This window comes from Pantoea sp. FN0305, assembly GCF_050113845.1.
GTDB classification, from domain to species: domain Bacteria; phylum Pseudomonadota; class Gammaproteobacteria; order Enterobacterales; family Enterobacteriaceae; genus Mixta; species Mixta alhagi.
In genome coordinates this window covers 82,921-106,623 of record NZ_JBNJSN010000011.1, presented here as the reverse complement: position 1 = coordinate 106,623, position 23,703 = coordinate 82,921, and the positions used below count along the sequence as shown (strand labels likewise).

At 56.2% G+C, this 23,703-nt stretch carries 24 protein-coding genes, 2 tRNA genes, 1 rRNA gene and 1 pseudogene; 16 read left to right on the top strand and 12 right to left on the bottom strand.

Annotation, left to right across the window (positions count from 1 at the left end):
* Positions 1 to 7: 7 nt before the first annotated feature.
* A 5S ribosomal RNA gene (gene rrf / locus ACQE3Y_RS18825) occupies positions 8 to 123 on the top strand.
* A 73-nt stretch (positions 124 to 196) separates the two neighbouring features.
* Positions 197 to 273 (top strand) — tRNA-Asp (locus tag ACQE3Y_RS18820).
* A 203-nt stretch (positions 274 to 476) separates the two neighbouring features.
* Here ACQE3Y_RS18820 and yafC read toward each other — a convergent pair.
* A complete protein-coding gene (gene yafC, locus ACQE3Y_RS18815; protein WP_426982262.1) occupies positions 477 to 1,373 on the bottom strand; it encodes a DNA-binding transcriptional regulator YafC in 897 nt (298 codons plus the stop codon).
* 194 nt (positions 1,374 to 1,567) lie between these two features.
* Between yafC and ACQE3Y_RS18810 the strand changes: the two genes are divergently transcribed.
* Complete coding sequence (locus tag ACQE3Y_RS18810) at positions 1,568 to 2,371, top strand: endonuclease/exonuclease/phosphatase family protein (RefSeq protein ID WP_085067889.1); 804 nt, start codon at positions 1,568 to 1,570, stop codon at positions 2,369 to 2,371.
* A gap of 51 nt (positions 2,372 to 2,422) precedes the next feature.
* On the opposite strand, the gene mltD is transcribed toward ACQE3Y_RS18810, so the two are convergent.
* Positions 2,423 to 3,805, bottom strand: a complete 1,383-nt coding sequence (mltD, locus tag ACQE3Y_RS18805) for a murein transglycosylase D (protein ID WP_426982260.1) — start codon at positions 3,803 to 3,805, stop codon at positions 2,423 to 2,425.
* Positions 3,806 to 3,875: 70 nt separating this feature from the next.
* Positions 3,876 to 4,631: a hydroxyacylglutathione hydrolase gene (gloB, locus tag ACQE3Y_RS18800; RefSeq protein WP_426982259.1), complete on the bottom strand. Its 756-nt coding sequence runs from the start codon at positions 4,629 to 4,631 to the stop codon at positions 3,876 to 3,878.
* 42 nt (positions 4,632 to 4,673) lie between these two features.
* Between gloB and ACQE3Y_RS18795 the strand changes: the two genes are divergently transcribed.
* On the top strand, positions 4,674 to 5,408 hold the full coding sequence (locus ACQE3Y_RS18795) for a class I SAM-dependent methyltransferase (RefSeq protein WP_426982258.1): 735 nt from the start codon (positions 4,674 to 4,676) through the stop codon (positions 5,406 to 5,408).
* Here ACQE3Y_RS18795 and rnhA read toward each other — a convergent pair.
* Complete coding sequence (rnhA, locus tag ACQE3Y_RS18790) at positions 5,393 to 5,959, bottom strand: ribonuclease HI (protein WP_426982257.1); 567 nt, start codon at positions 5,957 to 5,959, stop codon at positions 5,393 to 5,395. The genes ACQE3Y_RS18795 and rnhA overlap by 16 nt on opposite strands.
* Between rnhA and dnaQ the strand changes: the two genes are divergently transcribed.
* Entirely contained in the window at positions 5,913 to 6,644 is a 732-nt protein-coding gene (dnaQ, locus tag ACQE3Y_RS18785) for a DNA polymerase III subunit epsilon (RefSeq protein ID WP_426974740.1), read from the top strand. The genes rnhA and dnaQ overlap by 47 nt on opposite strands.
* Positions 6,645 to 6,777: 133 nt before the next feature.
* Positions 6,778 to 6,854: transfer RNA gene (locus ACQE3Y_RS18780), tRNA-Asp, on the top strand.
* Between the two features lie 46 nt (positions 6,855 to 6,900).
* On the opposite strand, the gene ACQE3Y_RS18775 is transcribed toward ACQE3Y_RS18780, so the two are convergent.
* A complete protein-coding gene (locus ACQE3Y_RS18775) occupies positions 6,901 to 8,391 on the bottom strand; it encodes an NCS1 family nucleobase:cation symporter-1 (protein WP_426982256.1) in 1,491 nt (496 codons plus the stop codon).
* Between the two features lie 144 nt (positions 8,392 to 8,535).
* On the opposite strand from ACQE3Y_RS18775, the gene ACQE3Y_RS18770 reads away from it, so the two are divergent.
* Genes ACQE3Y_RS18770 through puuE form a run of 3 tightly spaced genes read left to right on the top strand, consistent with a single transcriptional unit; the run spans position 8,536 to position 10,985 of the window.
* A complete protein-coding gene (locus tag ACQE3Y_RS18770; protein WP_426982255.1) occupies positions 8,536 to 9,258 on the top strand; it encodes a GntR family transcriptional regulator in 723 nt (240 codons plus the stop codon).
* Entirely contained in the window at positions 9,255 to 9,992 is a 738-nt protein-coding gene (locus tag ACQE3Y_RS18765) for an aspartate/glutamate racemase family protein (RefSeq protein WP_426982254.1), read from the top strand. The genes ACQE3Y_RS18770 and ACQE3Y_RS18765 overlap by 4 nt, the downstream gene beginning before the upstream one ends.
* Positions 9,993 to 10,025: 33 nt before the next feature.
* A complete protein-coding gene (gene puuE / locus ACQE3Y_RS18760) occupies positions 10,026 to 10,985 on the top strand; it encodes an allantoinase PuuE (protein ID WP_426974736.1) in 960 nt (319 codons plus the stop codon).
* A 46-nt stretch (positions 10,986 to 11,031) separates the two neighbouring features.
* On the opposite strand, the gene hpxZ is transcribed toward puuE, so the two are convergent.
* The 4 genes from hpxZ to ACQE3Y_RS18740 are packed head-to-tail and all read right to left on the bottom strand — an operon-like array spanning position 11,032 to position 14,629.
* Positions 11,032 to 11,421 (bottom strand): oxalurate catabolism protein HpxZ, encoded by a 390-nt coding sequence (hpxZ, locus tag ACQE3Y_RS18755; protein ID WP_426974735.1) that lies wholly within the window; start codon positions 11,419 to 11,421, stop codon positions 11,032 to 11,034.
* A 4-nt stretch (positions 11,422 to 11,425) separates the two neighbouring features.
* On the bottom strand, positions 11,426 to 12,853 hold the full coding sequence (locus tag ACQE3Y_RS18750) for an AtzE family amidohydrolase (protein WP_426982253.1): 1,428 nt from the start codon (positions 12,851 to 12,853) through the stop codon (positions 11,426 to 11,428).
* The gene (gene hpxX / locus ACQE3Y_RS18745; protein ID WP_250651917.1) at positions 12,850 to 13,032 is read right to left on the bottom strand and encodes an oxalurate catabolism protein HpxX; all 183 of its coding nucleotides are present in this window, start codon (positions 13,030 to 13,032) and stop codon (positions 12,850 to 12,852) included. The genes ACQE3Y_RS18750 and hpxX overlap by 4 nt, the downstream gene beginning before the upstream one ends.
* Positions 13,033 to 13,042: 10 nt before the next feature.
* Positions 13,043 to 14,629, bottom strand: a complete 1,587-nt coding sequence (locus ACQE3Y_RS18740) for a gamma-glutamyltransferase family protein (protein WP_426982252.1) — start codon at positions 14,627 to 14,629, stop codon at positions 13,043 to 13,045.
* A 119-nt stretch (positions 14,630 to 14,748) separates the two neighbouring features.
* On the opposite strand from ACQE3Y_RS18740, the gene hpxU reads away from it, so the two are divergent.
* The 7 genes and pseudogenes from hpxU to ACQE3Y_RS18705 all read left to right on the top strand — a co-directional run bounded on the left by hpxU (position 14,749) and on the right by ACQE3Y_RS18705 (position 20,861).
* Entirely contained in the window at positions 14,749 to 15,588 is an 840-nt protein-coding gene (hpxU, locus tag ACQE3Y_RS18735) for a MurR/RpiR family transcriptional regulator HpxU (protein WP_426982251.1), read from the top strand.
* Between the two features lie 272 nt (positions 15,589 to 15,860).
* A pseudogene (locus ACQE3Y_RS18730) lies at positions 15,861 to 16,104 on the top strand (amino acid ABC transporter ATP-binding protein); the annotation flags it as partial.
* 13 nt (positions 16,105 to 16,117) lie between these two features.
* Positions 16,118 to 17,359 carry a pyridoxal-phosphate-dependent aminotransferase family protein gene (locus tag ACQE3Y_RS18725; protein ID WP_250651922.1) on the top strand — a complete coding sequence of 414 codons (1,242 nt, stop codon included), beginning with the start codon at positions 16,118 to 16,120 and terminating at the stop codon, positions 17,357 to 17,359.
* An 8-nt stretch (positions 17,360 to 17,367) separates the two neighbouring features.
* The gene (gene hpxK, locus ACQE3Y_RS18720) at positions 17,368 to 18,648 is read left to right on the top strand and encodes an allantoate amidohydrolase (RefSeq protein WP_426982266.1); all 1,281 of its coding nucleotides are present in this window, start codon (positions 17,368 to 17,370) and stop codon (positions 18,646 to 18,648) included.
* Complete coding sequence (gene uraD, locus ACQE3Y_RS18715; protein WP_426982250.1) at positions 18,648 to 19,139, top strand: 2-oxo-4-hydroxy-4-carboxy-5-ureidoimidazoline decarboxylase; 492 nt, start codon at positions 18,648 to 18,650, stop codon at positions 19,137 to 19,139. Before hpxK ends, uraD begins: the two co-directional genes overlap by 1 nt.
* The gene (gene uraH, locus ACQE3Y_RS18710) at positions 19,136 to 19,471 is read left to right on the top strand and encodes a hydroxyisourate hydrolase (protein WP_426974730.1); all 336 of its coding nucleotides are present in this window, start codon (positions 19,136 to 19,138) and stop codon (positions 19,469 to 19,471) included. Before uraD ends, uraH begins: the two co-directional genes overlap by 4 nt.
* 64 nt (positions 19,472 to 19,535) lie before the next feature.
* Positions 19,536 to 20,861 carry a nucleobase:cation symporter-2 family protein gene (locus ACQE3Y_RS18705; RefSeq protein ID WP_426982249.1) on the top strand — a complete coding sequence of 442 codons (1,326 nt, stop codon included), beginning with the start codon at positions 19,536 to 19,538 and terminating at the stop codon, positions 20,859 to 20,861.
* A 55-nt stretch (positions 20,862 to 20,916) separates the two neighbouring features.
* Here ACQE3Y_RS18705 and ACQE3Y_RS18700 read toward each other — a convergent pair whose 3' ends face one another.
* The 3 genes from ACQE3Y_RS18700 to ACQE3Y_RS18690 form a co-directional block, all read right to left on the bottom strand.
* Positions 20,917 to 21,405, bottom strand: coding sequence for a hypothetical protein (locus ACQE3Y_RS18700; protein WP_426974728.1), 489 nt, complete (start codon positions 21,403 to 21,405; stop codon positions 20,917 to 20,919).
* 105 nt (positions 21,406 to 21,510) lie between these two features.
* Positions 21,511 to 22,296: an AraC family transcriptional regulator gene (locus tag ACQE3Y_RS18695; protein WP_426974727.1), complete on the bottom strand. Its 786-nt coding sequence runs from the start codon at positions 22,294 to 22,296 to the stop codon at positions 21,511 to 21,513.
* Positions 22,297 to 22,312: 16 nt separating this feature from the next.
* A complete protein-coding gene (locus tag ACQE3Y_RS18690) occupies positions 22,313 to 23,680 on the bottom strand; it encodes an MFS transporter (protein WP_426974726.1) in 1,368 nt (455 codons plus the stop codon).
* Between the last annotated feature and the right edge of the window lie 23 nt (positions 23,681 to 23,703).

The window sequence follows — 23,703 nt, the reverse complement described above, 5'->3', positions numbered from 1 at the left end:
GAATTTGCCTGGCGGCGAGAGCGCGGTGGTCCCACCTGACCCCATGCCGAACTCAGAAGTGAAACGCCGCAGCGCCGATGGTAGTGTGGGGCCTCCCCATGCGAGAGTAGGGAACTGCCAGGCATCAAATTAAGGTAATACCTGAAAAGGTAACACCGGTTATCAGCGAGACCCCGCTGGTAATGCAGTATTCGGTGGTGCGGTAGTTCAGTCGGTTAGAATACCGGCCTGTCACGCCGGGGGTCGCGGGTTCGAGTCCCGTCCGCACCGCCACTCTATTAGCTATAGCCCTGACAGTAATGTCAGGGCTTTTTGCTTTTTCGTTTCCAGAAAATCGCCCCCTTATTCCGCTATCAGGCAATGCTCAAACCCTGCTTCGCGTGACAAAAGCTGAGCCAGCCACCGCTCAGCTCAGCAAATATCCCGGCAACTGAACATGCCAGCGCTTTAACATAACTGACGGCGCGGGCAATTTATTACACGTTATGAATGTTAATCCATTCGCTCAGGAAATCGATGAATGCCCGGACACGATTATTAACGGCACGATCGCTGTAATATACCGCATTAAATGGCATGGCAACCGGTAAGCGCTTCTCCGCTAACACCTCAACCAGGCTGCCTGTCTCAAGTTCTTTATTGATCATATAGTCAGACAGGCAGGCAATGCCGTTGCCGGCAAGGCAAAGCTGCTTCAGGGTCTCACCGCTATTAGCCGAGATCGTTGGCTGGATCGTATAGAGCTCGCCATCTGGCTGAGCGACAGGCCAGCGATTAAGAGCGGGCGTTTCGATAAATCCCAGACAACTGTGTAACGCAAGTTCATCCACCTTTATCGGGATGCCATTACGCGCAAGATAGGCAGGGGAGGCGACCAGTTTACGATAGCTGCTAAACAAGGGCCGCGCGCGCAGGCTGGAATCGGTTAGATTACCGGCGCGAATGGCGACATCCACCTTGCGTTCAATCAGGTTGATGAAGGTTTCAGAGGAGAGCAGAGATAAGGTTACCTCTGGATAGCGTTGACGGAAAGGCTCGACCATTGGCGTCAACAAGTGTAAAACCACCGGCGTCGCCGCATCCACACGCAGCAGTCCACGCGGTACCTGACGGCTTTCCATAAGCTCATTTTCCGCCGCTGCCATCTCCTGCAAAAGTTTTTGCACTTTACGGAAATAGCCTTCACCTTCCTGCGTCAGATTGATTTGCCGTGTTGTGCGCGTCAGTAGCTCCACTCCCAGCTTCGCCTCCAGCTTTTTTACTGCACGACTCACCGCAGAAGGAGCCAGTTCGAGCTGCTTTGCTGCCCGGCTAAAGCTACCGCTTTCCACTACGGCAACAAAAATTTTTAGCTCTTCTGAAGACGCTTTCACATCTGCTCCTGTCGTAAATATATTGATTCCCACTGCGGGACGGATCGCGGATTTGCTGAGTTTGTTGCTATCGTAACATTTGCTTGCTTGTCCGAAAGGTAAATTCAGCAGCTTTGATTGAAACTCTCTGCTGAAGCCCCTATAACTGAAAGCAGTAACTCAGTGACAGACATTTTTCAGAAACGGGCGGTATTGTGCGGAAAAAAACCTATGCCATGAGGTATGTAGCTGGCCAGCCAGCGGAAAGAATCTTTCCGCCCAGTGCTATGCTGCCTGTAGGGCAAGCGCTTCCGCCAGGCGCGCCAATCACCCCAGGAGTAACGCTACGCGTACTGGTATGGAATATCTTCAAGCAGCAGCGAGCTGACTGGCTGTCGGTGTTACAAACGTTTGGCAAGGATGCGCAGCTGGTATTATTGCAGGAAGCGCAAACCACGCCAGAACTGGTACGTTTCGCCACTTCAAATTATCTGGCAGCCGATCAGGTGCCTGCCTTTGTTCTGCCCCAGCATCCCTCAGGAGTCATGACGCTGGCGGCGGCGCATCCGGTTTATTGCTGTCCACTGCGCGAGCGCGAGCCGCTGCTGCGGTTAGCGAAATCGGCATTAATAACGGCTTATCCTCTGCCGGATGGCAGAATGCTAATGGTCGTAAATATCCATGCGGTTAATTTCAGTCTTGGCATTGATGTTTACAGCAAACAGCTGGGACCTATCGGCGAACAGTTAGCGCATCATAACGGGCCGGTTATCATGGCCGGTGACTTTAATGCATGGAGTCGACAGCGCATGAATGCCCTGTATCGCTTTGCGCGGGATATGGGGTTACGGGAAGTACGCTTCACTGACGATCATCGGCGTAAGGCCTTTGGGCGTCCACTGGACTTTGTTTTCTATCGCGAGCTACAGGTGACGGAAGCCTCAGTACTGGTAACGCGCGCATCCGATCACAATCCACTGCTGGTTGAATTTGCCTCTTCAGGCTCTGAGACACCATAAAAAAGCCGATCGAAAGATCGGCTTTTTTAACAGCTATCCTGTGCAGGAAGTTTAACTGTCTGGCGTCGCGTTGTTTTTAACGAACAGGGTAATTTTATCACCCGGCTGAATCGCACTACTGTCACTCAGCACGCTGTTCCAGCGCTTGACGTCTTTGATATTTACACCATGTCGACGTGCAATACTGGCAAGAGAATCACCCTTACGAACCTTATAGGTGATGCTGTTGCCGTTATCGGCCAGTTCACTTCCTGTCACGCCACTGCCAAAGGTGAGCGTCTGTCCCGGTTTAATCTTGTTACCGCGCAAGTTATTGGTGCGCTGTAACTCTTTTACTGAAACGCCCATCCGGCTGGCTATGCCTGACAGCGTGTCACCATTACGTACCTTATAACTGCGGCTGCTCGCTGCGGCCAAACGCGTTGGCTGAACCGCTGCAATATCGCCAGAAGCCAGCGAATTACGTAACTTGGCGACATTCGCTTTTGGGACCATAATATAGTGCGGTCCGTTAGGCGCAGTAGCGCCGCGTTTATAGCCGGTGTTGTAGTTTTTCAGCTTGGTCACTGATAAGCCGGCCATTTCTGCCGCCTGCGTCAGTTCTATCTGCTGACCTACTTCAACACGCGCCAGCGCCCGACTTTCATTCGGTGCCGGTAAGCGTACGCCATAACGTTTGTTGTTTTTCAGGATATCCTGCAACGCCAGCATTTTAGGCACGTATAGCGTGGTCTCACGCGGTAGAGAAAGATGCCAGAAATCGGTTGGTTTGCCGCGCGCTTTATTTTGTTTAATCGCTTTCAGCACACGCCCTTCGCCGCTGTTATAAGCAGCGATGGTCAACAACCAGTCTCCGTCGAACATCCCGTTCAGACGTTCCATCATATCTAAAACCGCTCGGGTCGATGCGACAATATCGCGTCGGCCGTCATACCACTGATTTTGTTTTAAACCGTAATTCCGCCCCGTACTCGGCACAATCTGCCAGATGCCTGCGGCATTTGCAGCAGATGTGGCGTGGGGGTTAAAAGCGCTCTCCACTATGGGTAGTAGTACCAGTTCCATCGGCATCTTACGTTGCTTAATCTGCTCGACTATCCAGTACATATACGGCTCTGCCCGTAAAGTCACATCGTGGAGATAGCTCTTGTTTCTTAAATACTTTTGTTTCTGCTCTCGGATCCGGGGGTTTTCCGGAACCTCCATCTTCAGCCCGTCGCGAATGTAATTCCACAAATCCTGGTCCTGAGTAAGGGCCGTTCCATCATCCTGCCAACGCGGGGATAACATGCGATCTGTAAATTTTTCATTCTCATCTTGACCAGCTGAAGACAGACTCTGGGCATGCTGTTCAGGAATGTTGGCATCATGTCGCGATGCCTGGCATCCCATCAGCAAGACCGAGGCGAGAAGGATAATCGCTCTAGTCTTCATGTATGTGTCAATGGTTGCTTAAAAGACGAGCAATGATACGTGCTGGCGACCAACAACACAACCAGAAAAATCAAAAATCATCCTTCTTTTGACGTAGCAGGGCAAAAACGTCCCATGCGTGCTGAGGTGGGACTTTGAAGCCGAGGGCGCTTTGTAAATCAGTGTTTTGCGTACGTAAAAATAAATTTATTTGCCGTTCGAGCCCCAGTTTTGTGGGCAAAGTACTGCTGTTTTTGGCGCGTAATTCCTTAATTTTCTGATAATAGCGATTTATCTCCATATCTTGCGGCAGCGTAGCGTTAGCAAATTTTAAGTTAGAGAGTGTGTACTCATGAGCACAGCAAACCAGCGTCTCATCAGGTAATTCAGCAAGCTTTTGAAATGATTCATACATCTGTTCTGGCGTACCTTCAAAAAGGCGTCCACAACCGCCGGAAAACATCGTATCGCCACAGAAAAGATAAGGTTCGCTGTAATATGAGATATGTCCTAAAGTGTGGCCAGGCGTAAAAATTACTCTAAATTCGCAGCCTAAAACAGGCAGGGTATCGCCTTCATAAACGACTTGCGTAGCCCCTTTATCTTGTGTCTCCTGCGGCCCATACACCACAAGATTTGGCCATTTTGTTAACAGTTCTTTTACGCCGCCAACATGGTCTTGATGGTGATGTGTAAGCAGAATAGCCACCGGTGTCCATTGCTGCTGCTCAATAGCAGCCAGCACCGGCGCCGCTTCGCCTGGATCGACAATCAGGCATTGACCCTGGTTATCAGTTAATGTCCAGATGTAGTTATCCTGAAATGCTGGGATACTGTTAAGATTCATACACACCTCTCGCACGTCGTGAAGGAACACTGATGGTAGAACATGAAGCCAGCTAAAACACGTCAAATTCTGACCGCACCGCATTCATGGCGTGATATGCCGTGGGGAGAGTCGTTCCGCGATGCGTTAACCCAACATTTACAGCCCTGCCTTGGCAAACTGTATGGCTTTCATCTGTTAAAAATCGGCAACCTGAGCGTAGAGATTGATACGCAGGCCTGCGCTATTTCGCATCAGGTTAGCGTAGGGGATCAGGGACAGGAAGTGCAGGTGATTGCCGATCCGATGCATTTACCGTTTGAGGCAAAATCGATTGATGCCTGTTTGCTGGCGCATACGTTAAGCTGGAGTCAGGATCCGCACCGCATTCTGCGTGAAGTCGACCGCGTATTGATTGATGATGGCTGGATAGTGATCACCGGTTTTAATCCGCTAAGCCTGCTGGGAGTAGGCAAGCTGATCCCAGGTCTGCACCGCCGTCCCCCCTGGAGCGGGCGCATGTTCAGCCAGATGCGGCTGCTCGACTGGCTAAGCCTGCTGAACTATGAGGTCGTCTACCGCAGCAGTTTTCAGGTGGTGCCCTGGAATCGCCAGGGCGGACTGATGATGAGCCGACACGTGCCAGCGCTGGGCTGTCTGAATATCATGGTGGCCCGCAAACGCACGCTGCCGCTCATCATGACGCCAGCCAGAAAGCTGGCCAGCAAAGTAAAGTTACGCGCGACGGTTAACGCCACGCGCCAACTGCATTCGCTGGACGATCAGGATTCCGGCTGATAGCCGATATCTTCAAACGATGGATTGGCCGCTGCGGAGCGCGCCAGTTCATCGCAGCGCTCATTCTCCGGATGGCCAGCGTGACCTTTAACCCACTCCCAGTTAATTTGATGATGGCTGAGCGCCACATCAAGCCGCTGCCATAAATCGACATTCTTAACCGGCTTTTTATCTGCCGTCTTCCAGCCACGCTTTTTCCAGTTATGGATCCAGCTGGTGATGCCCTGACGCAAATACTGACTATCGGTGCTGAGCGTGATTTCACAGGGCTGGGTCAGCGCTTCCAGCGCAACGATTGCCGCCATCATTTCCATGCGATTATTGGTGGTGCGATAAAAACCGGCGCTAAAGGTTTTTTCATGCTGGCGATAGCGTAAAATAGCGCCATAGCCGCCAGGGCCGGGATTACCGAGGCAAGAGCCATCGGTGAAAATTTCTACCTGTTTGCGCATCTCTGGTAGACTTCCTCCTGATAAAACGCCAAGTCTGACATAAACGAGCCTTATGAGCACAGCAATTACACGCCAGATCGTTCTCGATACAGAAACCACCGGTATGAATATGGTGGGGGTTCATTACGAGGGCCATCGCATCATTGAAATCGGTGCGGTAGAGATCATCAACCGCCGTCTGACCGGCAACAATTTTCATATGTACCTGAAGCCGGATCGGCTGGTGGATCCGGAAGCATTCGGCGTTCACGGTATTGCCGATGAATTTTTGATGGATAAACCGACCTTCGGCGAAATAGCGGACGAGTTTCTGGATTACATCCGCGGCGCGGAATTGGTGATTCATAACGCGTCGTTCGATATCGGCTTTATGGATTATGAATTCAGCAAGCTGAACCGGGGCATCGGTAAAACGGAAACCTTCTGTCAAATTACCGATAGCCTGCTGATGGCGCGTAAGCTATTCCCGGGCAAACGTAACAGCCTCGATGCGCTCTGCTCGCGTTATGAGATCGATAACAGCAAGCGAACCCTGCACGGGGCATTGCTCGATGCCGAAATTCTGGCGGAAGTGTTCCTGACCATGACCGGCGGGCAGACATCGCTGGCGTTCTCCCTGGATGGCGAACAGCAGCAGGATGACGGTGGCGGTGAGTATATTCAGCGTGTGGCACGAACGTCCGGGCTGCGCGTGGTGGCTGCCAGCGATGAAGAGGTCATGGCGCATGAACAGCGCCTGGATTTAGTAATGAAAAAAGGCGGGAGCTGTCTCTGGCGCGCATAAATGCTTTATTTTGCGCTAAAAAAAGCCAGTTAGATGAAAAAGCAGGCAAACGAACGCCGCGGTAAGAAAAATCGTTGACGGCTACGCGCACTCCCCTTAATATGCGCCTCGTTCCCGACGGGGAACACAGCGCGGTGCGGTAGTTCAGTCGGTTAGAATACCGGCCTGTCACGCCGGGGGTCGCGGGTTCGAGTCCCGTCCGCACCGCCAACTATTCAGAAAGGCCGATTCAGCAATGAATCGGCCTTTTGCTTTTTTACTCTTTCTGCATGACAACCTGTGCCACATAAGGCGTTGCCGCCGCTTCTTCCCGATCTTCCCGCGCCAGCCAACGATAGCAGCCGCCGCCAAGCGCGACGCCGATAAACCAGCTAAAGCTGGCGATCTCATGCAGCGCAGGGACAAAACTGAGCAGCACACCGATTGCCACCGACGGCAGCAGGGCGGCGATCGCTTTGGGATTACAACCGCCGCGATACCAGTAGCGTCCTGCAGGCGTGGCATTAAACAGATCGTCTACCACTACCTTTCCGCGTTTAATCAGATAAAAATCCACCAGCAAAATTCCAAACAGCGGCCCAATAAACGCCCCCAGCACGTCAAGCGTATAGTGAATCAGCTCTGGCGACTGGAACAGGTTCCAGGGCGTCAGCAGCACCGATCCCACCGCAGCAATCATGCCGCCGGCACGGAAAGTGATTTTCTGTGGCGCGCAGTTTGAAAAATCGAAGGCGGGCGAGACAAAGTTTGCCACGATATTGATGCCGATAGTGGCAGTAATCATCGTCAGCAGGCCGATAGCCACCGCAAGGTCATTTCCCACCAGGCTGACGGTTTCAATCGGATCGGTAATCATCTTGCCAAACAGCGAGCGGGTGCCGGAAACAATAATCACCGTCACCACGGAAAACAGCAGAAAGTTAAAAGGTAAGCCCCAGCGGTTGCCGCGACGAATATGTTCCATACTTTTTCCGTAGCGTGCAAAGTCGCCAAAGTTCAGCAGCGGGCCGGAAAAATAGGAGACCACAAGTGCGGTAGCAGTGATCATTTGCCAGCTCTGTTCACTGATGCTCAGCGTTTTGCTGGTCAGCGTAAAAGAGATCCCGTCAAAGCCGGTTTTGTATACAATCCAGCCGGCCAGCGCCATCATCACCACATACACGGCGGGCCCGGCAATATCAATAAAGCGCTTAATGGCGTTCATGCCGTGCCAGAATACCGCCGCCTGCAGCAGCCACATAATACCGAAGCAGATCCAGCCGAGCAGCGACAGCCCCAGCCAGGAAGATTGCGTCAGCGGCGAGAGCGCAGGCCAGAATTTTAATAACACCAGCATCAGCGCATTGGAAGCCAGCCAGGTTTGAATGCCATACCAGGCGAAGGCGATCAATCCCCGGATCACCGCAGGAATATTGGCGCCAAACACGCCGAATGCCTGCCGACAGATCACCGCATAGGGAACGCCCGCTATCTGGCTCGGTTTTGCCACCAGATTGGCGCACAGTTGTACGATACAAATTCCCGCCAGCAAACAGATCAGGACCTGCCAGCTCGCCAGCCCCAGCGTAAAGAAGCTGGCCGCCACCACATAGCCGCCCATGCTGTGCACATCAGACATCCAGAAAGAGAAAATGTTGTACCAGCTCCAGCTCTGCTGTGGGACAGGAGCAAGATCCTCATTGGTCAGGCGCGGACTGTACTCCGCATCGCTGCGAGCCGTTGGAGAAACGCTGGAATAATTTGGCATGAAACCTGCTCCTCTTTGAAAGGGTAACGGAGAAACCTTGTGTATCAGCATCTGCAGGATTCAGGCCAAAAGTTAAATCTTGTATATAAGGCCGCCGCGCCGGACAGGAGGTTTTGTATACAACCCTCGCCAACGGAGTAGGTAATGAAGCATGAAACCGGCCAGAAAACGGCCTCAGACCTGACGGATAACCATGAACCGGTCTATCAGGCGTTACTGACCGCGATTGTGGAACATCAGTTACCGCCCGGCAGCCGCTTACCGGAAGAGGCGCTGGCTGAGGTGTTTGGCATCAGCCGCACCGGCATTCGTAAAGTGCTACAGCGCCTCGCGGCAGTGCAAATGATCAGGTTAACGCCCGGGCGTGGTGCGCAGGTCGCTGCGCCCGATGCGCAAGAGGCGCGGGATATTTTCCATACCCGTTCGTTGATTGAATGCGCCAATCTGCCTGCGGTGAGCGCGCGCCGTCAGCCGCCGCATCTGGCGGCGCTTGAGCAACTGCTGGATAAAGAGCGTCAGGCATATCGGCAGCATAACGGATCGGCGGCGATTCGCCTTTCCGCCGCTTTTCATATTCAGCTACAGGCGATTTCCGGCAATCAGGTACTCACGGAGCTGGTAACGCGATTGACGCAGCGCTCGTCGCTGGTGATTGCCGTCTGGGGCGCGCCCTGGCAACAGGGATGCCGCTGCGATCACCACCACAGGCTGGTGGACTATTTGCGTACCAGACAGCTAACGCAGCTGACGGACGCAATGCGGCAACATTTCGATCATATCCTTACATCACTGCGCTTTGAGCGCGGCGGTGACGTCCTGCCCAATTTTTCTCTGCTGTTTGCCCATAAAGGAGCGCCACAAAAATGAGTTCCCTCTGTATACAGGTCATCAACCCCAACACTACCCAGTCAATGACCGACACCATTGCCCGCGTCGCCCGTGCTGCGGCCGCACCGACAACGGAAATTATTGCCGTTTCGCCGACGCAGGGCGTGCCGTCGATTGAAGGGCATGCCGATGAGGCGATCGCCGCGCTCGGCGTGCTGGAGCAGGTGAAGCGGGGACGCGAGCAGGGCGTCGATGGGCACGTTATCGCCTGCTTTGGCGATCCTGGCCTGCTGGCGGCGCGTGAACTGACCAACGGGCCGGTTATTGGCATTGCTGAAGCGGCGATGCATATGGCGACGCTGGTGGCGACACGTTTCTCTGTGGTCACTACGCTGCCGCGGACGCTGGTCATCGCCCGCCATCTGGTGCGGCAGTATGGCTTTACGCATCACTGCGCCGCGCTGCATGCGATCGATCTGCCGGTCCTGGCGCTGGAAGAGAGTAGCGGTCTGGTGCAGGAAAAGGTGCGCAGCCGCTGTCTGCAGGCGCAGCGTGAGGATGGCTGCGGTGCGATAGTGCTGGGCTGCGGCGGGATGGCGACGCTGGCGCGCGATCTGACGCAGGAATTAGGCCTGCCTGTTATTGATGGCGTGGGCGCGGCGGTAAAGATGGTGGAGTCGCTGGTGTCGTTGGGGTTAGGCACCAGCAAATATGGCGATTTAGCGTTTCCACGTGAAAAAAAGATAACGGGTGCTTTCCAGCACCTAAACTAACGGAAATCATCTGCTCAAGAAAGGAGCCAGTGAATGAGTCAGTCCCCTGAGAAGAAAGAATACAGCTTCAATAAAAGCTATCCGCGCGATCTGCGTGGCTATGCCGGTCATCCACCGCATGCCGCCTGGCCCGGCGAAGCACGGATTGCGGTCCAGTTTGTGCTCAACTATGAAGAGGGCGCAGAAAATAACGTTCTGCATGGCGATGCCGGCTCTGAGCAGTTTTTATCCGATATTATCGGTGCGGCCAGCTATCCTGACCGCCATATGTCGATGGACTCGCTGTATGAATATGGTTCGCGCGCGGGGTTCTGGCGGATTCATCAGGAATTTCAAAAGCGCGGTCTGCCGCTAACGGTATTTGGCGTGGCGATGGCGCTGGCGCGTCATCCGGAGATAGTACAGGCAATCGCCGATGCGCAATATGATGTTGTCAGCCACGGCTGGCGCTGGATCCACTATCAGTCGATGGATGCGAAAACCGAGCGTCAGCATATCCAGCAGGCGGTGGATGTGCTGATGGATCTGTTTGGTAAAGCGCCCACCGGCTGGTATACCGGGCGCGACAGTCCAAATACGCGCCGGCTGGTGGTGGAGCAGGGCGGATTCAGCTACGACAGCGACAATTACGGCGATGATTTGCCGTTCTGGACGCGCGTCACCTGTCAGGACGGCACGGTCAAACCGCATCTGATTATTCCCTACTCGCTGGAAACCAACGATATGCGTTTTGCCACGCCGCAGGGGTTTAACACCGCCGGGCATTTTTACACCTACCTGAAAGACAGCTTTGACGTGCTGTATGAAGAGGGTGAAACCGCGCCGAAAATGATGTCGGTAGGGATGCACTGCCGCCTGCTGGGAAGGCCGGGTCGCTTCCGTGCGCTGACCCGTTTCCTGGATTATATTCAGCAGCATGAACGGGTTTGGATTTGCACTCGCCAGCAAATTGCCGATCACTGGATCAAACATCATCCGGCGCCGGAAGCCTGACGCGGCTGCCTGATCTGCCGCGAGCGCATCAGGCGCCCGCGGCTTTTTATTGTCCTTCCAGCAGGCTGACCTGTGCGGCAACGATCCGCCAGCCCTGCGGCAGCCGTACCCAGCTTTGCTGCTGTCGGCCAGGACGATCGCTGCCGGGACGGGTAAATTCGGTGCTGCAGACGGCAAAGTCAGTGCCAAAGGTGGTAATGACCGTATTGCGCAACTGGCGATATAAACCGGCGCTGGGGCGCGCGGCCCGAAATGCGCGAATCGCTTCAATGCCGTAAAGATTCTCTCCGGCTCCCAGACGCACCGTGCGATCGTCATGCCAGAACAGCGCATCCAGTTCCGCAATGTCATTGCTGATCAGCGCCTGCTCATAGCGCTGAAAGGCTTCTGTCACTTCCGCTACCACAGCTGGCAGATTAATTTCGTTATTGTTCACACCATTAACTCCCTGACATAGCCGCCGTACCATCGGGCATTTCCTGCTGCGCTGCCGTAGCCACGGTAATTCCCATCTGCTCCAGCGCGCGGGCAGCCCGCAGGCAGTTTGCCTCCTGAAAAGGCGCGGCGATCAGCTGTAAACCAATCGGCAGACCGCTGGCGGTGCGTAACGGTACGGTGGTCACCGGCAGGCCAAGGAAAGAGATCGGCTGCGTCAATATTCCCATACTGGCGCGCACCGGCAGCGTTTGACCATTAATCTGCATGGTTTCCTGACCGATAAGCGTGGCGTTGCAGGGGGTAGCAGGCGCAATCAGCACATCAAAATCATCAAACAGCGTCAGCACCTTTTGCTGGAAATAACGGCGGAAGCGCTGGGCCTGCAGATACCAGGCGGAGGGCAGCATGGCGCCTGCCAGTAATCGTTCGCGCGACAGCGGTTCAAAGCGTTCAGGCTGGCTGCGTAACGCTGGTAAATAGCGATTGCCGCCCTCTGCGGCGGTAATAATAAACGCTGAAGCGCGAGCAAGATCCATCTCCTCCAGCTCCAGCAGTTCGTGGGCCTCCAGCGCGTGCGCTGCCGTGGCGACTGCCTGCTGTGCATCGTCATTGCTGAATCGTTGAAAATAGCCGCCGAGTACCGCACAGCGTAGCCCTTCCAGCCCTTGCTCCAGCTGCCTCAGCGCGGGCTGAGGCGCAACCTTTGCCTGAAAGGCGTCTTCCGCATCCAGTCCCTGCAGGGCATCATAGACACGGGTTAAATCTTCGCAGCTGCGCGCGAAAGGGCCGATATGATCGAGGCTGGCGACAAAGGGATGAGTGCCGTGGCGCGACAGGCGGCCAAAGGTGGGCTTCAGGCCGAAAATGCCGCACAGCGAAGCGGGCACGCGAATTGAACCGTTGGTATCGCTGCCAAGAGAAAAATGCACCAGTCCGGCCGCCACGGCCGCCGCCGATCCGCCGGACGAACCGCCAGCGATACGTTGCAGATCGTGAGGATTGCGCGTCGCGCCGTAGTGGCTGTTTTCGGTAGTAAAGCCGTAGGCGTAAGCATCCATATTCAGCATGCCGCTCAGCAGCGCACCCGCCTGGCTAAGCCGGTCTACTGCCCAGGCATCGCGTTCGGCAGGCGGCCGATCGCTGAACAGGCTGGCTCCGGCCAGCGTGCGCTGACCCGCCACGTCAAACAGGTTTTTTGCCGCCCAGGGCACGCCTGCCAGCGGCAGCAGCGGCTGGCCTTCGCGTCGTAAACGATCAAGGCGATCTGCCTGCTGGCGCATGCGATCGGCAACGATCGTGGTCCAGGCGTTAAGGCGCGGATTTTGCTGCTCAATGGCGGCTAATGTTGCTTCAGCAATTTCTCCGGCACTCAGCTCGCCCTTTCGCAGCGCCTGCTGCAGTTGAGTAATGGAAAGTTCACTCAATCTCATGCCTGATACACTCCCGCCACGTCCAGCCGATCATCCAGCGGGAAATCCATCAGCGGTTCGGCCATCTGTGCGATGCGGGTAAACTGCAGCAGCAGCTCGGCGCGCCGCGCCTCATCCAGCTCAATATCCAGTATCGCCGTCATCTGATTCAGATAAGTCGTCCAGTCGTTTGCCATCATTTTCCTCCTGTCAAAAACCTGCCGCGCTGCCGTTGCTGCGCGGATCGAATGCGCCTTCCAGCATGCCGTTGGTATGACGCACAATCGCGCCAGCGTGACCGACCGCTTCGCTAAAATCGGGCAGCGTATCTGTTTGATGACCCAACGCCGCCAGCCGGGCCAGCGTATCGGCGCTGAAGCGGCCCTCCAGTTTCAGGGTGTCTGAGGCGTCACCCCAGGTGCGGCCCAGCAGCCAGCGCGGCGCGCTTACCGCCTCCTGAAGCGGCATGCGCTGAATCACATGACGGGTAAATATCGCTGCCTGGGTTTGCGGCTGGCCGTCGCCGCCCATCGAACCGTAAACCATTACGCGTCCATCTTTCAGACGGGCAGCGGCGGGGTTAAGCGTATGAAACGGCTGTTTGCCGGGCAGCAGCGACAGCAAATGGTGCGGATCCAGGCTGAATGCCGCGCCACGGTTCTGCCAGACGATGCCGGTATCCGGCAGCACTACGCCGCTGCCAAACTCATGATAAATACTCTGTATAAAGGAGACCGCCAGGCCGCTGCTGTCCATAACGCCCATCCAGACGGTATCGCCAGGCCCGCGTCCGCTTCCCCAGGGCGCTGCGCGCTGCGGATCGATTTGTTGCGCGCGGGTCGCCAGCAGGCCACTTTCCAGCAGCTGCTGCATCTCTTCACGCATATGCAGCGGGTCAGTGATATAGCGGTCGCGCAGGGCAAAAGCCTGTTTTGTTGCCTCGACAATACAATGAATTGTCTGCACCTCATCGGCTTCCGCCATGTTCAGGCAGTCGGTAATGCCGAGGATCGCCAGCGAAACCAGCCCCTGAGTTGGCGGTGCCATGTTGTAAATATCACCGTGCTGATGGGCCAGGTGCAGCGGCCTGCGGCGTTTTGCCCGATGGCGCTGTAAATCTTGCAGCACAATCGGCATTTCCAGCTGTTTCATGCCCTGCGCCAGTCGATGCGCCAGCGGGCCGCGATAAAAGCTATCCAGCCCGTTTTCACACAGCTCTGACAGCGTCCCGGCCAGCGCCGGTTGGGTAAAGCGGCTACCGGGACGCGGCGGTGCACCGTCGGGCATAAAAGTGGCGGCGAAGCCAGGCTGACAGCCCAGCTCCTGCTGTTTGGCGTGGGTGGCCGCAGCCTGGGAGGCGGTTACCGGAATGCCGTCGGTGGCATAGCGAATCGCATCGCGCAACAGGCGCGGCAGCGGCAGCGAAGCGCCGTCATATTCCTGCGCAAGCGTAAGCGCTTCCGACCAGCCGCTCACGGTGCCTGCCACGGTCAGCGCCGCTTTGGGGCCACGATGAGGAATATATGGCAGCCCCTGATAAAAGTCGGGATGGGCCAGAGAACCGGCAGCGCCGCTGGCGTCAATGGCGATGGGATCGCCCTGCGGCGGCATAATCAGCCAGAAGCCGTCACCGCCCAGACCGTTCATATGTGGATAGACCACCGCAATCGTCGCGGCGGCGGCGACCATTGCTTCGATCGCGTTACCGCCTTCGCGCAGCACCGCCAGTGCGCTTTCGCTGGCAAGATGATGCGGCGTGACCACCATTCCCTGAGGCGCCATATTACTTTGGATCATTGCGTATCCTTATTTGCTTCAGACAAAAACATCAAGCAAGAGCTGTTCCAGGTTTGGCAGGGCAGAGAGTGGATCGATTTATGCTATGTTCAGCTGAAACAAAAGTTACAGGGAAATTTATGAAGCAGCTTGATGAACGGCTCCGGCAACATTACGTTCAGCTTTCGCCGCAGGAGCAGCGCATTGCCGATTTTGTTTTTGACCATTTCGACGATTTAATCAGCTATAACAGCGCCGATCTGGCACGCCTGAGCGGAGTCTCGAAAGCCACCGTCAGCCGTCTGTTCCGGCGGCTTGGCTATGAGAAATACAAGGATATGCGCGATGAGCTGCGGACTCTGCGCCAGAGCGGCATGCCGCTTACCGATAATCGCGATGCGGTGCAGGGCAACACACTGCTGTCGCGTCACTATAAGCAGGAGATCGCTAATCTGACGCAGTGGGTCAACAGTATCGATCCGCAGTGCTTTAGTGAGATTATTGCGGCGCTGGGGCAGGCGCGACGTATCTTTATTATCGGAATGCGCAACGGCTGGCCGGTGGCGCTGCATCTGCGTCAGCAGCTGTTACAGGCGCGTGCGCAGGTACATATTCTGCCGCAGCCTGGCCAAACGCTTGGTGAAGAGCTGGTGGATATCAGCGCGGACGATCTGGTGATTGGCGTTGCCTTCCGGCGGCGTCCGCGCATTATGAAATCTTTACTGCTACAGCTCCAGCAGCAGGCGGTGCCGGTGGTATTGCTTTGCGAGCCGCAGGCGCAGTCGATTATTCCACTGGCACGCTGGCCGCTTTGTACCCCGCTTGACAGCGTTTCCGCCTTCGACAGCTACTCCGCCGCCATGAGTCTGGTTAACCTGTTGGCCAATGCGTTACTGCATGAAGGGCTGGCGCAGGGACGTCAGCGTATTCACGCTATTGCCGATCTTTACCAGCAGCTGGATGAGCTGGAACAGCGTTAATGGGGCACCAGTTTGGTGCTTTGCGCCTTTACAGCACACTCCATTTATCTCTCTGCTCTTTTGAGGACGGTCTGTTAAACGGGCCGTTTTACGCTTTTTATCTCCTTAATTCCTCTGTTCAGTACCTGGCACATTAGTTGCAAAAAGCTTTTTGACGAATCTTTTGTTGCAACGCTTCACTCCGGGGCAAAGCAGATATGAAAAAAGTATCCATGATCATGATGGGCGCGGCATTGATGTTCACGCAGTTGGGCAGCGCGCTGGCGTGGTAGATGCTGGAGAAAGTGGGTCTGGGCGATCGCATCGACAACTACCCATCGAATCTCTCTGGCGGCGGAGGGGATGACACCGATCCTGGTAACGCATGAAATGAATTTCGCCCGCGAAGTGGGCGACCGCGTGGTGTTTATGCACCAGGGGCGCATCTGGGAGCAGGGCGAGAGTAAAGCGCTGTTTGCCAGCCCACAGACAGCGGAGCTGAAACAGTTTATCTCTTCGGTTCGCGGACTTAACTGATAAGGAACAACGCATGGATATCTCACAATTCGAACAAATCAATCCGCCGCCGCGCCTGCTGATGGGACCTGGCCCCATCAACGCCGATCCGCGCGTGCTGCGTGCGATGTCGACTCAGCTGATTGGGCAGTACGATCCGGCGATGACGCATTACATGAATGAAGTGATGACGCTTTATCGCGGCGTTTTCCGCACTGAAAACCGCTGGACGATGCTGATTGACGGCACCTCGCGCGCCGGTATCGAGGCGATCCTGCTGTCGGCGATCCGTCCCGGCGATAAGGTGCTGGTGCCGGTGTTTGGCCGCTTTGGTCATCTGCTTTGTGAGATTGCGCGTCGCTGCCGCGCCGAAGTGCATGTCATTGAAGTGCCGTGGGGCGAAGTTTTTACGCCTGACCAGATTGAAGATGCCATCAGGCGTGTGCGCCCGCGTCTGCTGCTGACGGTGCAGGGCGATACGTCAACCACAATGCTGCAGCCGCTGGCGGAGCTGGGCGCGATTTGTCGGCGCTACGACGTGCTGTTTTACACCGACGCCACCGCCTCGCTGGGCGGCAATGCGCTGGAAAGCGATGCCTGGGGACTGGATGCGGTATCCGCCGGGATGCAGAAATGTCTGGGCGGCCCTTCCGGCACTGCGCCGATCACGCTCAGCGCGCGCATGGAAGAGGTGATCCGCAGGCGTAAACGCGTGGAGGAAGGCATCCGCACCGCTGAGCATCAGGATGGCGACGATCAGATGATCTGGTCCAACTATTTCGACCTCGGCATGATTATGGATTACTGGGGACCGGAGCGGCTGAATCATCATACCGAAGCAACCACTGCGCTGTTTGGCGCGCGCGAATGTGCCCGTTTAATTCTGCAGGAAGGGCTGGATAACACCATTGCGCGCCACCGGCTGCATGGCGAAGCGATGCTGACCGGTATCCAGGCGATGGGACTGGAGGTGTTCGGCGATGTGCGTCACAAGATGAACAATGTGCTGGGGGTCATGATCCCGGCGGGTATCAACGGCGAGCAGGTGCGGAAACTGATGCTGGAAGATTTCGCCATTGAAATCGGCACCTCGTTTGGCCCGCTGATTGGTAAAGTCTGGCGCATCGGCACCATGGGCTATAACGCACGTAAAGATTGCGTTATGCAGACGCTGAGCGCGCTGGAAGCGGTACTAAATCACCTTGGATTTAAAACCGTACAGGGCGCGGCGCTGCAGGCGGCATGGGACTGCTATAACCGCGAGGGCCGCCTGTGAATCCATCGATGAACCTCAGTGAGGCGGAGCGGGCTGCCGCCCGCGTAATGGCACGCTGCGATGCGCTGGCGCAGATCAGCGAAAGCCCGGATGGTCTGACGCGGGTCTATCTGTCGCCTGAACATTTGCAGGCTAACGCGCTCGTCGGCGAGTGGATGCGGGCAGCAGGCATGCGTGTCTGGCAGGATGCGGTGGGCAACATTTGTGGCCGTTATGAAGGGGCAGAGCCTGGCGCACAGGCGCTGCTGCTTGGCTCTCATCTGGATACGGTGCGCAATGCCGGGCGCTATGACGGCATGCTGGGAGTGCTGAGCGCCATTGAAATCGTCAGCTGGCTGCATCAGCTGCAGCGCCGCCTGTCGCTGGCGATTGAGGTAGTCGGCTTTGGCGATGAAGAGGGCACCCGCTTCGGCATCACGCTGCTGGGCAGCAGGGGGCTTACCGGCAGCTGGCCGGAAAGCTGGTCCGCCGTAGCCGACGGCAACTCAATTACCGTTGCGCAGGCTCTGAAAGATGTCGGACTGGATATCGCCAATATTGGCAAAGCCGCACGTGCGCCAGAAGAGATCGCCGCCTATCTCGAACTGCATATTGAGCAGGGGCCCTGTCTGGAGCAGGCCGATCTGGCGCTGGGCGTGGTAACAGCAATTAACGGTGCGCGTCGGCTGAGCTGCCGCTTTCAGGGCGAAGCGGGTCATGCCGGAACCGTGCCGATGGCACAGCGTAAAGATGCGCTGGCCGCCGCCGCCGAATGGATTGTTGATATTGAACAGATGACCCGCCGCTACGGACAGCAACGCGTCGCCACCGTTGGCACGCTACAGTGCACCTCCGGCGCGGTGAACGTGATCCCTGGCGAGGTGGAGCTGTCGCTGGATATTCGCGGTCCTGACGACGCGCAACTGACGGCGCTGCTGGTGGATCTGCTGGCGCAGGGCGAGGCGATAGCGCGGCGGCGCGGCGTAACATTTCACTCCACGGAATACTATGCAATCAACGCCACGCGCTGTGACTCTCAGCTGCAGCGGGCGTTAAGCGATGCGGTAGCTCAGGTGCAGGGACGTTCGCTTTCTCTCCCCAGCGGAGCCGGTCACGACGCTATCGCTATTGCTGAGCGCTGGCCGGTCGGCATGCTGTTTGTACGCTGCGCCGGTGGTATTAGCCATCATCCGGCAGAAGCGGTCACTCAACCGGACGTGGCTCAGGCTGTACAGGCTGCGCTGCTGACGGTAGAGCGTTTCGCCGCCAGTTTTACGCCGCTGGCGATGCCGAGCCGGGAGGTTGTCTGATGAAGCTTGCCGGTTTTAATCAACTTCCTCCTGAGCAGGCGCAGGCTGTGCTGGCCCATTGCGTGGCGATTAAACGCTGGCAGCAGGCGATGGTTGCGGCGCGTCCTTATGCCTCGCTGGGGGCGCTCTGTCAGCAGGCGCGTCTGCTGGCGCAAGAGTGGGGAGAAGCGGATTTTGTGCAGGCGCTGGCGGCGCATCCGCGCATTGGCGAGCGTGCCTGTGGAGAGCATAAAGAGGCGGCGTTATCGCGGCAGGAGCAGGCTGCGGTTGGTGAAGACGCTGAGCTCAGGCAGGCGCTGCGCATTGCCAATCAGGATTATGAGCAGCGCTTTGGCCATCTGTTTTTGATTCGTGCTAAAGGCCGCAGCGGCCAGGAGATGCTGGCTGAACTGCGGCGGCGTCTGGCGAATACGCCAGCGCAGGAGCTGGAGGAAGCGTTAGGCCAGCTGCGTGAAATTACGCTGTTGCGTTTACAGGAGAGCATTATATGAGTGCCATATCCACCCATATTCTTGATACCGCGCTGGGTACTCCGGCAGCGGCAGTTAGCGTGACGCTGGAGCAGTGCAGTACGGAAGGATGGCTGACGTTAACAGCGGCAAAAACCGATGCCGATGGCCGCATCAAAAGCTTGTCGGCTGAACCGCTTACGCCTGGTCACTATCGCCTGACGGCAGAGATTGGCGACTATTTTGCCGGTAGCGGGCGTGATGCGCTGTATGTCAGTGCGCAGATCGATTTTGTTATCGCTCAGGCGGGCAGCCACTATCATTTGCCTTTTCTGATTTCCCCCTGGTCCTGGTCAACCTATCGCGGTAGCTGAGCGGTCGCGTTGATTTCCTCCCTCTCCGGTGATGTGCCGGTCTGCAACTGCAAAAGGTGTCACGATGAATGAGAATCGCGTCAGGCCTGAAGATGTGCGTTATCCGCTGGGTAAGACTTTCGCTTGGGGAATGCAGCATGTATTAACGATGTACGGCGGGATTATTGCGCCGCCGTTGATTATCGGCAGCGCTGCCGGGCTTTCAGCAACGGATATCGGCCTGCTGATTACTGCCGCGCTGTTTGTCAGCGGCGTGGCAACACTGTTGCAGTCGCTGGGGTTACCTGGTTTCGGTGCGCGTCTGCCGCTGGTACAGGGCGTCTCTTTTGCCAGCGTTTCCACGCTGGTGGGGATCGCTTCCGGCTCTGGTGGGTTACCGGTGGTTGCCGGTGCGATTATCGGTTCGGCGCTGTTCGGGCTGTTGATCGCGCACTTTTTCGCGCATGTGATCCGCTTTTTTCCCCCGCTGGTGACCGGCACGGTAATCACGGTAATTGGTCTGTCGCTGATGCCAGTAGCGGCACGCTGGGCGATGGGTGGCAATACAAAAGCGCCGGACTGGGGTTCGCCGCAGAATATAGGGCTGGCGGCGCTGACGCTGGCATTGGTTTTGCTGTTAAGCAAGGTGGCGCGTGGCGGGCTAAAGCGTCTGGCGGTGCTGGTGGCGATGGCGCTGGGTACGCTACTGGCAGCGGCGGTGGGCAAGGCGGATTTTTCCAGAGTAATGAGCGGAAATCTGTTCGCGCTGCCGGGCGTGTTGAGTTTTGGTCTGCCGCAGTTTGATTTGGCGGCCATCTTATCGATGGTGTTGATTGTGCTGGTATTGCTGACGGAAACCACCGCCGGGCTGGTGGCGATAGGGGAGATTGTCGGGACGCCGGTTGATGAGAAGCGTATCGCGCGCGGTTTGCGGGCCGATATGTTAACCAGCGCGCTGTCGCCGCTGTTTAATTCGTTTCCGCAGAGCGCCTTTGCCCAGAATATCGGGCTGGTGGCAATGACCGGTATCAAGAGCCGGTTTGTGGTAGCGGCGGGCGGCGTGATTTTGATTTTGCTCGGTTTGCTGCCGGTGCTGGGCAGAGTGATTGCGGCCATTCCGATGCCGGTGTTGGGCGGGGCAGGCGTGGTGTTGTTTGGTACGGTTGCCGCCAGCGGGATCCGCACGCTGGCGAAGGTGGATTATAAGGACAATATGAATTTAGTGATTGTCGCCACCGCCATCGCTTTCGGCACGATTCCGGTGGTGATGCCGGGCTTTTACGATCGTTTTCCAGGCTGGGTGCAGACGCTTCTGCATTCCGGTATTAGCGCTGCCTGCCTGGTTTCTGTGCTACTGAATGCATTGTTTAATCCGCTGCCGAAAAGGCTGGCGGTGGCGGATCGGGGTTGAGTCGTCTGCTCGCCGCTCTCCATGCTGCTGAGCCGCCTGTTTGATACGTGTTCCCTCAGCTAAAAAGCCGGGCAAAAGGGGAAAGGGTCAGCAGATTAATCTGCAACTGGCTGTGCATTAGCATCACCACCAGAATCAGCGCGGTGCAAACCATCTGTGTAATTACCGCCTTATGCAGACGAGAAACAGACGCCTGCCAGCCCTCATCTCCAGGCTGCAATGTCGCCAGCGCATCATTAGCCGGATCGCGCAAACGCTTCTCCGCCAGGGAGTCCAGCACAAAAATCGCTACGCTAAGTAAAAACCACAGTTGAAAAACACGGTGCCAATCCAGCAGCCAAAACATCACCGTTCCGCTCAGCATTAATACCCAACCGGCAATATTGTAATATCTGTCGGTAGCATCCAACCCGCGAAGCAAAATGGCCTGATTTTGGGGCTGACCGCGCTTCAAATGCGCAGACATCCACGGGGCGAAAAGCAATGGTCCGGTTGCCGCTACGGCAGCCAGGGCATGAACCAGTTTTATAACGTCATAACTCAACTCTTTTTCCTCCAGTAATAACAGCAATAAGCCATAATTTACTGGAGTCTAAGGGCACCCAGGAATGTTCAAAAAAACCATTTTACTGATTAAGACAGACAGAATTTATTTATCAGACTTGTATAAAAAGTGGGACTGTAATTGTTTGCGCACCTTGCCTGGGCAGGTATTGGCTACGCGCCGAAACCAGTGGCCAAATGAATCGCTGGATGAAAATCCCAGCATTAACGACAGGCGATCGTTTGAGGCACCATTTGCCAGCCCCTGCCACGCTACGGCCAACAACAGACGATTACACCATTCCGTATAACGCAGGCCTGTCTCTTTACGAAATAAGCGGGCCAGAGTACGCTCCGTCGCGCCGACGCGTTTTCCCCACTCGGCCAGACCCAGACGCTGAGTGGGATCGGCTATCAAGCTATCGGTCACCTTCTTCAGCCGCGCATCTTGCGGCAAAGGCAGCGTCAGATTACTGTCGGGTTTTTCTTCGATCTCTTCAAACAACATCTGCAACATGCTATTACGACGCTTTTCAGAAAGCGGCATGCTGCTGTCAGCCAGCCGCTCACACAGAGCTGAAATCAAAAAAGAAGCGTCAAACAGCTTTAGATGGGATGTAAAGGAATGGCACAGTGCCGGAGCAATATACAGTACCGTCAGATCAACGCGATTATAAGCCTGCCCCCAGTGCATGGTATCGGGCGGTATCCATACCGCCATGCCCGGTTTCATCAACCAATGCTGATCGGGTGTGTGACCATGCAGAACGCCACGTTTTACCAGTACAAACTGACCGAGCGGATGACGGTGGGGAACATTCTCCTCCACCGCAATATGTTCCAGAACACGCTCTATTACCAGAGCATCATAGTCTAAGGTTGCTGATTTCATCTGTTGCCTGTCATGCTTATCTGGCCGGATAAGCGCGGGGTAAAAAACGGGTAAAAAGCAACCCTACCAGCATAGTTACCCCAAGAATAATAAAGCAAATCTGGAAAGCGTAAACGCCGCTAAGCTGCAGTTGCACCGTCGCCAGCACGTTGACGCCCAGCGCCGCTCCCAGATTCCGCAAAAATTGTACGGTTGCGGTCCAGGTTCCCAACTGTTCCGCCGGCGCCGCGTTCTGTGCCAGCACCAGCGTCGTGGTAGCGGTTAAGCCCATTCCCAGCCCGATAAGCAACAGCGCCAGCGCCATCGGCAACGTGTTTAATCTTCCTATGGCTGGAATCATCAGCAGGGCACCGAAGGTTAACAACAGCATGCCGTAAAAGGCCATTCGTCGATAGCCGATGATTGCCAGTTTGCCGCCGCAAAAGGCAGCGCCTGCTACCCATCCCAGCGCGGCCAGCATAATCAGCAGGCCCGTTGATATCCCTGCGCCAGCATGATGATTCATTGCTAGCGGCAGCAGCGTTACCGGGGCATAAAGTCCGGCGCTGGAAAGCAGCACCAGCATCATGACGGCAAACAGGTCACGATGATTAAAAAAGGGTAAAGGCACCGGGCTGCTGGCTGGCCGCTGACGCACGCGCGCGATCAACATCAGTAATGCCAGCGCCAGCGCTGCGCCCAGCATTCCTGTTATTCCCGGCAATGCCATCGAACCAGAAACCAACAGCAGTAGGCTGCAGGTGAATATAATCAAGGCCAGCTGCGCCCAGCCATCCAGTGGCGCTTTAGCGGCACCCTTGCTTACGCCGGGGGTCATAAACAGCAGTAGCAGGGCTACCAGACCCACGGGGATATTGAGCCAAAAAATAGCGCGCCAGCCGAGCGTGGCGGAAAGCAGGCTGCCGAGCAGCGGTCCCGCTACCGCGGCCAACCCCCACACGCCGCTCAGCATCCCCTGCATTTTTCCGCGTCTGCTGGCATCAAATAGCGCCGCCAACAGGGCGTAAGAAAGTACAATAATGCCGCCCGCGCCGATGCCCTGTAGCGCTCGTGCCAGGATCAATAGCGGCATGGTTGGGCTCAGCGCAGCCAGCACGGAGGCGGCCAGAAACAACAGCAGGCACGCTTTAAGCGTGACGGAAACGCCCAGCTTGTCGCCGCATGCGCCTGCCAAAGGCGCAAACAGGGCTACCGGCAATAAAAAGGCGGACATCACCCATGGATAGAGCGTTGGATGACCCAACTGCCCGCTGATGGTCGGCAAAACGGTACTGACTATCGTGCTGTCCACTGCGGCCAGAAACAGGGCGGTGACAACTGCCGCGAAGGCAGGGCCGCTCTTGTTTGATAGCGCCGCTGCCGGCGCTAAAGTGGTTTCTTTCATCGTTGCCTCTATCAATATGCGGT